Annotated in this window: 11 protein-coding genes; 6 read left to right on the forward strand and 5 right to left on the reverse strand. The window is 72.8% G+C overall.

The features are described 5' to 3' along the window. The first annotated feature begins 8 nt into the window (after positions 1-8). On the forward strand, positions 9-1,751 hold the full coding sequence (locus ELQ39_RS31275) for a ThuA domain-containing protein (protein ID WP_242595282.1): 1,743 nt from the start codon (positions 9-11) through the stop codon (positions 1,749-1,751). Positions 1,752-1,855: 104 nt separating this feature from the next. Here ELQ39_RS31275 and ELQ39_RS31280 read toward each other — a convergent pair whose 3' ends face one another. Then, positions 1,856-2,224 (reverse strand): STAS domain-containing protein, encoded by a 369-nt coding sequence (locus ELQ39_RS31280; RefSeq protein ID WP_225644334.1) that lies wholly within the window; start codon positions 2,222-2,224, stop codon positions 1,856-1,858. A gap of 319 nt (positions 2,225-2,543) precedes the next feature. Between ELQ39_RS31280 and ELQ39_RS31285 the strand changes: the two genes are divergently transcribed. After that, positions 2,544-4,265 (forward strand): SpoIIE family protein phosphatase, encoded by a 1,722-nt coding sequence (locus tag ELQ39_RS31285; RefSeq protein ID WP_242595284.1) that lies wholly within the window; start codon positions 2,544-2,546, stop codon positions 4,263-4,265. Positions 4,266-4,277: 12 nt separating this feature from the next. Here ELQ39_RS31285 and ELQ39_RS31290 read toward each other — a convergent pair whose 3' ends face one another. Then, positions 4,278-4,541, reverse strand: a complete 264-nt coding sequence (locus ELQ39_RS31290; RefSeq protein WP_225625356.1) for a hypothetical protein — start codon at positions 4,539-4,541, stop codon at positions 4,278-4,280. Between the two features lie 296 nt (positions 4,542-4,837). Between ELQ39_RS31290 and ctaD the strand changes: the two genes are divergently transcribed. From ctaD to ELQ39_RS31305, 3 genes are all read left to right on the forward strand, one after another. After that, complete coding sequence (ctaD, locus tag ELQ39_RS31295) at positions 4,838-6,553, forward strand: aa3-type cytochrome oxidase subunit I (RefSeq protein ID WP_242595286.1); 1,716 nt, start codon at positions 4,838-4,840, stop codon at positions 6,551-6,553. Further along, positions 6,553-6,927 (forward strand): hypothetical protein, encoded by a 375-nt coding sequence (locus tag ELQ39_RS31300; protein ID WP_190003338.1) that lies wholly within the window; start codon positions 6,553-6,555, stop codon positions 6,925-6,927. Before ctaD ends, ELQ39_RS31300 begins: the two co-directional genes overlap by 1 nt. Positions 6,928-7,033: 106 nt before the next feature. Then, positions 7,034-7,309 carry a helix-turn-helix domain-containing protein gene (locus tag ELQ39_RS31305; RefSeq protein WP_337663032.1) on the forward strand — a complete coding sequence of 92 codons (276 nt, stop codon included), beginning with the start codon at positions 7,034-7,036 and terminating at the stop codon, positions 7,307-7,309. 12 nt (positions 7,310-7,321) lie between these two features. On the opposite strand, the gene ELQ39_RS31310 is transcribed toward ELQ39_RS31305, so the two are convergent. Next, a complete protein-coding gene (locus tag ELQ39_RS31310) occupies positions 7,322-7,822 on the reverse strand; it encodes an N-acetyltransferase (protein ID WP_225625353.1) in 501 nt (166 codons plus the stop codon). A 181-nt stretch (positions 7,823-8,003) separates the two neighbouring features. On the opposite strand from ELQ39_RS31310, the gene ELQ39_RS31315 reads away from it, so the two are divergent. Beyond that, a complete protein-coding gene (locus ELQ39_RS31315) occupies positions 8,004-8,582 on the forward strand; it encodes a Dps family protein (RefSeq protein WP_242595288.1) in 579 nt (192 codons plus the stop codon). Positions 8,583-8,643: 61 nt separating this feature from the next. Here the strand turns inward: ELQ39_RS31315 and ELQ39_RS31320 are convergent, their stop codons facing one another. Together ELQ39_RS31320 and ELQ39_RS31325 are read right to left on the reverse strand one after the other, a co-directional pair. Then, a complete protein-coding gene (locus tag ELQ39_RS31320) occupies positions 8,644-9,786 on the reverse strand; it encodes a polyprenyl synthetase family protein (protein WP_242595291.1) in 1,143 nt (380 codons plus the stop codon). A gap of 150 nt (positions 9,787-9,936) precedes the next feature. Then, positions 9,937-11,496, reverse strand: coding sequence for an SDR family oxidoreductase (locus ELQ39_RS31325; protein WP_242595292.1), 1,560 nt, complete (start codon positions 11,494-11,496; stop codon positions 9,937-9,939). Positions 11,497-11,591 lie beyond the last annotated feature (95 nt).

Here is an 11,591-nt window from a genome sequence, read left to right on the forward strand (position 1 = left end):
GACCCACCATGCGCACCCCCTGGAAAGCAGCACTCGGTCTGATCGCCGGCGCCGCGCTCTGCCTGACCCCTCAGGCCGCCGCGACCCCTGGCACCGCGCCCGACGCGCCCCGAGCGGCGGCACCGGCGGCCGACCCCGCGTACCGGATCCTCGTCTTCTCCCGGACGGCAGGCTTCCGCCACGACTCCATCGACGAGGGCGTCGCGGCCCTGCGTGAATTGGGCGCGGCCAACAACTTCACCGTGACCGCCACCGAGGACCCGGCCGCCTTCACCACGGACAGCCTCGCCCAGTACCGGGCCGTCGTCTTCCTCTCCACCACCGGCGACGTCCTGGGCCCCGCCCAGGAGACCGCCCTCGAGCAGTACATGGGTGCGGGCGGCGGCTACGTCGGCGTCCACGCCGCGGCCGACACCGAGTACGACTGGCCCTTCTACGCGGGACTGGCCGGCGCCCTGTTCCATTCCCACCCGGCGATCCAGCCCGCCACCGTGCGGGCCGAGGACCGGGCGCACGACGCCACCGCCCACCTCGGTAGTGCCTGGCGGCGCACCGACGAGTGGTACAACTACCGCACCAACCCCCGCACCACCGCCCACGTCCTCGCCTCCCTGGACGAGTCCAGCTACTCCGGCGGATCGATGTCCGGCGACCATCCGATCGCCTGGTGCAAGGACTACGCGGGCGGCCGTGCCTTCTACACCGGGGGCGGCCACACGGCCGAGTCCTACGCCGAACCGGCCTTCCGCCGCCATCTCCTCGGCGGCATCCGCTGGGCCGCCGGCACCACCCGGGCGGACTGCCGCCCCGAGACCGGCTACAGGCCGCTGTTCGACGGCACCGGCACCACCGGCTGGAAGCAGGCGGGTCCCGGGGGCTTCACGCTGAACGACGGCACCCTCACCTCCCAGGGCGGCATGGGGCTGTTCTGGTACGACCGGGAGATCACCGGCGACTACTCCCTCAAGCTCGACTGGAAGCTGCACGGCGACGACAACTCCGGCGTCTTCCTGGGTTTCCCCGCCTCCGACGACCCGTGGTCCGCCGTCGACCACGGCTACGAGATCCAGATCGACGCCACCGACACCGCCGACCGCACGACCGGCGCCGTCTACGGCTTCCGGTCCGCCGACGTCGCCGCCCGGGACGCGGCCCTCAACCCGCCGGGGGAGTGGAATACGTACGAACTCCGCGTCACCGGCGAACGGCTGGAGATCTTCCTCAACGGCCGGAAGATCAACGACTTCACCAACACCGACCCCGCCCGCAGCCTGCGCGACGGCCACATCGGCCTGCAGAACCACGGCGACGGCGACGAGGTGTCCTTCCGCAACATCCGCCTCCAGCAGAACGGCGCCACACCGGGACCTCGCACCGGGGAGATCCGAGGCGTCAACGGCAAGTGCCTCGACGTGGACAACGCGGGGACGGCAGACGGGACGCGGGTGCAGATCCACGCCTGCAACTCCTCCGCCGCCCAGCGGTGGACGGTGCCGGACGACGGGACGCTGCGGGCGCTCGGCAAGTGCCTCGACGTGTCCGGGGGCGGAAGCCTGGACGGCACGCGGATCCAGCTGTGGACCTGCAACGGGACCGGTGCGCAGGTGTGGGCGGCGCAGTCGGACGGGACGGTCCGCAATCCCCAGTCGGGCAAGTGCCTGGACGCCTCGGGGGGCACCTGGGAGGACCGCACCCCGGTCCACCTTTGGACCTGCCACACCGGCCCCAACCAGAAGTGGACGCTTCCCTGAGAGGGATCTGTCAGGCAAGCGCCTCGTAGGTCGGCCGGATGACCTTCCGGGCAGACCGTGACGCCGCCCCACCCGACCCGTGCGGGTGAGGCGGCGTCCTGCGGTCAGGGCCGGGTCGGCCGGGCGGCGCGCAGCGCCTCCTCGACGCCGGCGTGGAAGGTGAACACCTCGTCCAGCCCCACCATGCGCAGCACCCGCATCTGGGCGGGGGCCACCCCGGCCAGGCTGAGCTGCGATCCCTTCTCCCGCGACCGCCGGTGGGCCGTCACGAACACGGTGATCCCCGACGAGTCGCAGAAGGTCAGTCCGGACAGGTCGAGCACCACACCGTACGGACCGAACGGCGCCTCGTTGACGGCCTCCGTCAGCAGCGGGGCCGTGTGATGGTCGAGCTCCCCGGCCACCTCCAGCACATAGGGCCCCATGGCGCTCGGGCGGGGGGTGACGGTGAACGTCTCGTCCGGTACGGACACGAAATCTCCTCGGCGGGGTGCTCGGCGCATGCGGGTGAGCCCGACCTCCGCCCGTCCCCACGGTGCCCGGTCCGGCCGGTTAATCCTACGAAGTCCGGGCCGGTGATTCGTGCACGCCCCGGGCCGTCGCTCCGCCTACCCGCCCCGGTCGGCTCCATGCGGTGGTCCGCGGACCGGGGGCGGGCCCCCGGTCGTGTGCGGGACGTGTGATGATCTGTGGGGACGCGCGTGCCGTCCGGTCTCCCGTCGAGATCCGGCGAGCACTCGGAATCCAGGAGCCGCCGGCGGCTCCTGGATCGACCGGTGGCGAGGAGAGGACATGGGGACGGCGGACGGAGGGGCGGGGCCCGGCGGCGAAGGCGCCGACGTGATCGGGGCTGCGCTCGCCCCGATCGGCACCGGCGCCTACGTCGTGGACGGACGGGGGAAGATCCTCGCCGTCAACGCCGTGGCCGCGCGCATGCTGGACCGTCCCGCCGCCGAACTCGTCGGGTCCGACGCGCACGACCTGCTGCACCGCAACGCCCGCGGCGAGACCCTGCCGACCTCGCAGTGCCGCATGCGGCCCGCCTTCCTCGCGGGGCGCCCGGCCCAGGACGCGGCCGAATGGTTCGAGAAGGGCGACGGCACGCTGCTCCCCGTCGCCTGGAGCATCGCCCCCTACGACACCGGAACCGGCGACACCCGCATGCTCGTCCTCTTCCACCCGCGCGAGGTTCCCGGCGCGCTGCCCGGCCCCGCCGTCGCCCGCGAGGGGACGCTCGACGAGCTGGAGCGGCTCGCCCTCCTGGCGGAGACGACCACGCAGCTGACGTCCACCCTCTCCGTCGACGAGGCGCTGCGCCGGCTGGTGTCCCTGGTCCTGCCGCGCCTCGCGGACTGGGCGGTGATCGACCTGATCAGCGAACGCGACGAGGTGTGGCGCACCAAGGTGGTGCACGTGAAGGGAGGCGTCCCCGTCTCCCGCCGCGACCTCGAAGGGCCGATGGCGCCCGTCCCCGCCGAGTCCCCGATGCCGCTGTCCCGCGCCCTGCGGGGCGTCTCCTCGACGATCGCCGGCCCCGAGACGTACGAGCGGTCCCCGGACTCGGGCATCGCCGTCGAGCAGCGCCGGCTGTTCGAGGCCACGGGCATGCACTCGGCGGTCATCGCGCCCATCCGGGGCCTGCGCGAGGTCCTCGGCGCGCTGACCCTCGGCCGGTCCGAACGGGCCGACGCGTTCACCCCCGCCGACCTCACCCTGCTGGAGGACATCACCCGCCGCGCCGGGCTGGCCCTGGACAACGCCCGCCTCTACCAGCGGCAGCGCAAGGTCGCCGAGACGATGCAGCGTTATCTGCTGCCCCAGCTGCCGCGTGTCCCCGGCCTGGAGATGACGTCCCGCTACCTGCCCGCGCCGGACGCCTCCCACGTCGGCGGCGACTGGTACGACGCCTTCTCCCTCGGGGACGGCGACACCGCACTGGTCATCGGTGACGTCTCCGGGCACGACCTGGACGCCGCCGCGGGCATGGCCCAGCTCCGCAACGTACTGCGCTCCTACGCCTGGTCCTCCCGGAACGAGCCGCCCGGCGCTGTCGTCGAGCGGGTGGACCGCGCCGTGCTGCGCATCACCGACGTCACCATGGCCACCCTGGTGCTCGCCTTCCTCGGCACGGACGAGGAGGGGCGGTGGGCCCTGCACTGGACCAACGCCGGCCACCCGCCCCCGCTGCTGGTCACCCGCGAGGGCGTCGCCGGCTACCTCACGGACGGCGGCGGGATGCTGCTGGGCACCGATACCGACCGCCCCCGCGCCGACGGATCGACGGTCCTGCCGCCGGGCTCCACGCTCGTCCTCTACACCGACGGGCTGATCGAGGCCCCCAGCCAGACCATCGACGACGGGCTGGAGCGGCTGCGCCGGCATGCCGCCGCGCTCGCCCACCGCCCGGTCGGGGAGTTCACCGACGAACTGCTCCACCGGGCGCGCCCCGCCGACAACGACGACGACGTCGCCCTCCTCGCGGTCCGGGTCGGCCCTCGACCGGGACGCGCCTGACCCTTCACCGCACTATGCCCCTCCCGCCGGGCGGCGTGCGCTGTCACGGAGGCGGACCACGGCCGCCTGGAGGTCGTCGAAAGCGTGCTGCTCGTGCCAGGGGCCGGTGCGCGCCCCCGGCAGCAGGCTGTCCCGGGCCGCGCGGGCCCGCGCGTACGCCTCGAACCGGGTGACCACCTCCGCCACGGCATCAGGAGGCGGTGAGTCGTTCTTCTGCGAGGGCTCGGGGGAGGGAGGGGAGGACCCCTTCCGCCGCGCGTTCGTCCGTCCGGTCATGCCCGCATCCTGACCGGACGTCCGGCCGCCCCACACTGCACGCTCCCGGACGAGGATGCCGGGCCGACGTTGCCGGGGCCGGGCAAGGAGGACGGCGTCGCCCCGGAACCGTTCACATGCCGTTCACGAAGCCGCGCCACTCGGACGGGTGAAGTCGCCGTCCGCTCGGCGGGTGTCAGGACCCGACGCCGGGCTACCTGACATAGCGTCGGTCCGGCACCCGCGTGCCGGTCGCGCCCGCAACTGCGTGCGTACCGTCCCGGCCGATCTCCGCGTTGTGAACCCGAAGGACCTCGATGGCCACACACACGACTGAACCTCTTTCTCCGGTGCCGGCGGCGGAGGGACGACGAGGGAGAGGGCGCGTGGTCGTCTCCTGGCTGACGACGACCGACCACAAGAAGATCGGGCACCTTTACCTGATCACCTCGTTCGCCTTCTTCCTGGTGGGCGGTCTGCTCGCCATGGTGATCCGCGCGGAACTGGCCCGGCCCGGGCTGCAGATCGTGTCGTCGGAGCAGTACAACCAGTCGTTCACGATGCACGGCACGATCATGCTGCTGCTGTTCGCGACTCCCACGTTCGCCGGGTTCGCCAACGCGATCATGCCGCTGCAGATCGGCTCCCCGGACGTGGCGTTCCCCCGCTTGAACATGCTGTCCTACTGGCTGTTCGCCTTCGGCGGACTCATCGTGATGTCCAGCTTCTTCATGCCCCAGGGCGCGGCGGACTACGGATGGACGGCGTACACGCCGCTCAGCGGCGGCGAGCGCTCTCCGACGGAGGGCGGCGACCTGTGGATCATGGGTCTGGCGCTGTCCGGCTTCGGCACGATCCTCGGCGCCGTCAACTTCATCACCACGATCATCTGCATGCGCGCGCCCGGCATGACGATGTTCCGGATGCCGATCTTCACCTGGAACGTGCTGCTCACCTCCGTCCTGGTGCTGCTGGCGTTCCCGGTCCTGGCGGCGGCGCTGCTCGCCCTGGAGGCGGACCGCCGCTTCGGCGCGCAGATCTTCGACCCGGGGAACGGCGGGGCGCTGCTGTGGCAGCACCTCTTCTGGTTCTTCGGCCACCCGGAGGTCTACATCCTGGCGCTGCCGTTCTTCGGCGTGGTCAGCGAGATCATCCCGGTGTTCTCCCGCAAGCCGATCTTCGGATACATGGGACTCGTCGGCGCGACCATCACCATCACCGGCCTGTCCGCCACGGTGTGGGCGCACCACATGTTCGCCACGGGCGCGGTGCTGCTGCCGTTCTTCTCCTTCATGAGCTTCCTCATCGCCGTCCCGACAGGAGTGAAGTTCTTCAACTGGATCGGCACCATGTGGAAGGGAAGCCTGTCTTTCGAACCACCCATGCTGTGGGCGACCGGCTTCCTCGTCACCTTCCTCTTCGGCGGTCTGACGGGCGTTCTCCTGGCGTCCCCGCCGGTGGACTTCCACGTCCACGACAGCTACTTCGTCGTCGCCCACTTCCACTACGTGCTGTTCGGCACGATCGTGTTCGCCATGTTCGGCGGATTCAGCTTCTGGTGGCCGAAGATGACCGGCACCATGCTCGATCAGCGTCTGGAGAAGGTGCACTTCTGGACGCTGTTCGTCGGCTTCCACACCACCTTCCTCCTCCAGCACTGGCTCGGCGCCGAGGGCATGCCCCGCCGCTACGCCGACTACCTCGCCGCCGACGGGTTCACCGCCCTCAACACGGTGTCCTCCATCGGCGCCTTCCTGCTCGGCCTGTCGACGCTGCCCTTCCTCTACAACGTCTGGAAGACCGCGCAGAAGGGCGAGAAGATCGAGGTCGACGACCCCTGGGGGTACGGGCGTTCGCTGGAGTGGGCCACCTCCTGCCCGCCGCCCCGGCACAACTTCGTCACCCTGCCCCGCATCCGCTCCGAGTCGCCCGCCTTCGACCTGCGCCATCCCGCCCTGGCCGGCGTCGACCAGGCGGAGAACACGGGGCGGCGCGACGTCATCGACCCCGGCGGCCACAAGGGCGACCGCTGATGCCGCGGTCGCGGTCCCGTCGCGCCCTCGCGCACGACGCCTCGGCCGTCATGGCCGAGGCGGAGGGCATCGTGATGGCGCGCTCCCACATGGCCGAGGCGCGCCGGGAGGCCGAGGCGCTCTGCGCCGACCTGCCCTGGCTGACCACCGGTCAGGCCGAGGACCTCACACGGCGCTACGTCGACCGGCGCATCGACCTCACCCGGCAGATGCTCCGGACCACGGTGCGCCGCGCCGACGAACTGCGCCACGAGTACGAGGCGCGGTACGCCGAGCTGCGCGGCGCGCTCCTGAGACGGCACGTGGCCTGGGCGTCCGGCCTGCTGGCCTGCGCCACCGGGATCAACGGCGCGCTCTGGCTGTTCACCCGCTGACCGCGGCCGTACGGCAGCCGGGGTTCGTCGACAGCGGACTCAGCCCCGTCTCCCGGGCGGTGCGCCGGATCCGCGAGAACCACGCGAAGTCCTTCCGGTGGAGGACGTGGCGCGGCTGAGCGGCATGAGCGTCCCCGTGCTCCACCGCACCTTCCAGGCGGCGACGCCGATCAGCCCCATCCGGTTCCGGACGGAGATCCGGCTCCAGGAGGCCCGGCTGATGCCGGCCACGCGCCTGGGCGAGGTCACCGCCGTCGGACGGCGCGTCGGCTACGACAACTCCTCCCGGTTCAACCGGGAGTACCGGCGCCTGTTCGGTGCGCCCCGAGCCGTGACGCGGCCCGCCTCGGCGAGACCGGACAGGGCCCCGGCGGGCCCCTGACGCCCTGACGTTTCAGGCGAGGTCCGGCAGCTTCAGCCACTCCTCCCAGGTGAGGTCCCGGCCGATGAAGCGGGGCCGCTCGAACGGCCAGTCCTCGGCGATCCACCGCGGGACGAACGCGTCCAGCGCCCGCTCCAGGGGACCGCCCACCTCGTCGTCCACCACCCACCAGGAGATCTCGGCGTCCGCGCCCTCCTTCTCCGGCGGGTCGATGTAGACGCAGCCGCGCAGCGCGGTGCGCTCAGGGTTCTCGATCGTGTAGTTGAACGACTCGTGCGCCTCGATCTCGGCCGCGTGCCGCTCCAGATCGGCGAGATTCGCCTCGTACGTCATGGTGGCCGGGGGCCAGCCCCAGGCCGGGCCGAAGAGGGACCACAGCCGCTCGCGCGACCCCATCACCGCCGGGTAGTCCAGCGGCGCGTCGGCACCGGCGATCGGGCGCAGCCGATGTCCCGCACCGCCGGGGATGTCGACGTGCAGGGGGTGGACGAAGTCACGCGGAAGCCAGCTCATGGGCGGGAGCCAACCACAGGCGTCCTCGCGCGGCAAAGCAATATGCGCGCGGGCGTGAGCACCGCGGTCCGCTGCTCCAGACCGGTGAGACGCGCGGAGGTGCGCGAGGGTGAACCGCGTGAAGGGCCGATGAACCGCTTATCTGGATGTTCGAGCATCGGACGATCGCAAGGAGCCTCTCGTGCCGTCACAGCCTGCCGACCCCTCGTACACCGTGCCGGGCCTGAGCACCCAGGACAGCGGACGGATCATCGAGCTGTTGCAGATGCGACTCCACGCCCTCAACGACCTCCATCTGACCCTCAAACACGTCCACTGGAACGTCGTCGGACCGCACTTCATCGCCGTGCACGAGATGATCGACCCTCAGGTCGACAAGGTGCGGGAGATGACCGACGACCTCGCCGAGCGGATCTCCACCCTAGGCGGCGAGCCGAACGGCACGCCCGGAGAGCTCGTCACCGCCCGCTCCTGGGACGACTACTCCATCGGCCGGGCCGAGGCGATCGAGCACCTGGGCGCGCTGGACCTCGTGTACACGAACCTCATCGAGGACCACCGGGAGGCGATGCGGGAGACCGAGGAGTCCGACCCGGTCACCCAGGACATGCTCATCGAGCAGCTGCGCGGCCTGGAACTGTTCCAGTGGTTCGTCCGCGCCCACCTGGAGTCCAGCGGCGGCAAGCTGAGCACGCGCGGCGCCACCACCGAGACCGGCGCCGCGGGCCAGGCCGCCGAACAGGCCCGCCGCCAGCCCTGACCCGCGCACGCGCGCAGGCGACCCGCCACGCTCCCGTCCGGACCGTGGCGGTCCGCCGGACTCACACGGCTTCCCGCACCTGCGGCGCCGTGATGCCCGACGCGCGGGCGACCAGCGCGGCGAAGTGCCCCCGCACCATGTCGTCCGCGTCCGTCTCGCCGAAGTGCCGCAGAGCCGTGTCCGCCAGCTCGGCGATCTTCGCCTCCACCATGTCCCGGGCGCCCGTCCGTTCCAGCGCGGCCCGCACGCCCTCCACGGCGCGCTCCGGCAGCGCGGGCCCGCCGGGGGAGAGGAGCGCCACGGCCTCCTCGTCGCCGGCCGCCCGGCCCATCTCCAGGGCGACGGCCAGCAGATAGGTGAGTTTGCGGGCCCGCAGGTCGTCGCCCACCGGCTTCCCGGTCAGCGCCGGATCGCCGAAGGCGCCCAGCAGGTCGTCCCGCAGCTGGAAGGCGAGTCCCGCGCACCGGCCGGCCGCACGCAGCGCCGTCGTCGCCGCCTCGTCCGCCCCGGCCAGCGACGCGCCCAGGGCCAGCGGCCGCTCCACCGTGTAGAGCGCGCTCTTCAGCGTCGCGATGGTCAGCGCCTCCTCGACACCCGACGCGCCTGCCGCCTGCGCCTGGAGGTCGCGGTACTGCCCGGCCACCATCTCCTCGCGCATCGCCCGCCACTCCCGGTACAGCCGGGGCCCGTGCGGCGTGGCGAGAGCGACCTCCGTCATCAGGTCGTCCGCCCAGGCCAGGGCCAGGTCGCCGGCGAGCACCGCCACCGAGTGCCCGAAGGACTCGGCGCCGCCCGTCATGCCCTCCGCCCGGTGCATCCGCGCCAGGTCCACGTGCATCGAGGGCGCCCCGCGCCGCAAGCAGGACCCGTCCATCACGTCGTCGTGCACGAGCGCGCACGTCTGCACCAGCTCGAGCGCCGCGCCCGTCCGCAGCAGCGGCGCGGGGTCGCCCGTGCCGCCCCCGGCGCGCCAGCCGCACCAGGCGAACGCCGTGCGCAGCCGCTTCCCGCCGCGCCGGGCGAACGCGGAGACACGGCCCGCCACGTCACGGGCGAAGACGGCGTCGAGGTCGTACGCCTTCGACATCCGCTCGTCCAGCACCTCGCCCAGGACCCGCCCCACGGCCCTGGTGGCGGCGTCGGCGGTGAGCGGTCCACCGGCCCGTTCCGCCGGTTCCTCCGTCGCCGACCGCGGTTCACGCATGCACAGCCCCTTTACGTCGTCCGTCGCCCGCACGCTCGCGCTCGCCACCGGGTACCCGTGAAAGAACCGGATGACCTTCCCCGGTTCCCGCGCCGGCCCGGACCGTCGCGGGAACGCGTACGCGGGGCGCCCCGGGCGCGGGCCCGGCCATCAGCGGCGGGCGCCCTTGCGCAGCCGGCGGGTCCGCCGGCTGCCCGGCCCGTCCGCGCCCTCGGCCGCCGCCAGGGCGATGTTCCGGGCCATCCCGCCGAACACGAGGGCGTGAAAGGGCGACACCGACCACCAGTACGCGTGGCCCAGCAGACCCCGCGGATGGAACAGGGCGCGTTGCCGGTACCAGGTGCGGCCCACGTCGTCCGTGTCCACGCGCAGCTCCAGCCACGCCAGACCCGGCAGCCTCATCTCGGCGCGCAGCCGCAGCAGCCGCCCCGGCTCGATCGCCTCCACCCGCCAGAAGTCCAGCGAGTCGCCGGCCCGCAGCCGGTGCGGGTCACGCCGCCCACGGCGCAGCCCCACCCCGCCGACGATCCGGTCCAGCCGCCCGCGCACCGCCCACGCCAGCGGGAAGGAGTACCAGCCGTGCTCGCCGCCGATGCCCTCGATCACCTTCCACAGCGCCTCCGGCGACGCGGGCACCACCTGGTCCCGTTCGTCGCGGTAGAGGCTGCCGCCCGCCCAGCGGGGGTCGGTGGGCAGCGGATCGCTCGGCGCGCCCGGCACGGAGGCGGACGACCAGCGGGTGGCGACCTGCGCCTCCCGCACCCGCGCCAGCGCCAGCCGCACCGCCTCGTCGAAGGGCAGCGGCCGGCCGGGGGCGTCGGGCACGTACCGCGCGATGTCGTGTTCGCGGCACACCACCTCGTGGCGCAGCGACTCGGTGAGCGGCCGGGCGATGCCTGCGGGCACGGGCGTGACCAGCCCGACCCAGTGGCTCGACAGTCCGGGCGTGAGCACCGGCACCGGCACGACGACCCGCGGGCGCAGCCCGGCGATCTCGGCATAGCGGCGCATCATGTCCCGGTAGGTCAGCACGTCCGGGCCGCCGATGTCGAAGGAGCGGTCGACGTCGGGCGGCATCGTCGCCGAGGCGACCAGGTAGCGCAGCACGTCGCGCACCGCGATCGGCTGGGTGCGGGTGTGCACCCAGCTCGGGGTGACCATCACGGGCAGCCGCTCGGTCAGATAGCGCAGCATCTCGAACGACGCCGATCCCGAGCCGATGACGACGGCGGCCCGCAGCACGGTCGCGGGCACCGGCGAGTCGAGGAGGATCCGGCCCACCTCGGCGCGGGACCGCAGATGCGGCGAGAGGGTCTTCTCCGGCACGCCGTACGGGGTGAGCCCGCCCAGGTAGACGATCCGGCGCACTCCGGCCGCCTGCGCCTGCTCGGCGAACGTGCGGGCCGCGCGACGGTCGGTCTCCTCGAAGTCCGCGCCGCTGCCGAGCGCGTGCACCAGGTAGTACGCCACGTCGACGCCCTTCATCGCCCGGGCGACGGACGCGGCGTCGGTGACGTCGCCGCGCACCGTCTCGGCGTCCGGCGCCCAGGGCTGGTCTCGCAGCTTGTCGGGGGAGCGGGCCAGGCAGCGGACCCGGTGGCCGGCCTCGAGGAGGTCCGGGACCAGCCGTCCGCCGATGTAGCCCGACGCCCCGGTGACCAGGCAGTGCAGTCCCGCCCCGCGCCCTTGCCCCTGCCCGTCCACGGTCATCCCTCCGCACGCCTCGACGCGACACCTGGGTCGATCCTCACCGGACACGGCCGCCGCCGCGCGCTGTCGGGGCCGCGAGGGCCGGAGTCGGCAGG

The sequence above is a fragment of the Streptomyces sp. GB4-14 genome (assembly GCF_022696125.1).
Taxonomy (GTDB): Bacteria; Actinomycetota; Actinomycetes; order Streptomycetales; family Streptomycetaceae; genus Streptomyces; species Streptomyces werraensis.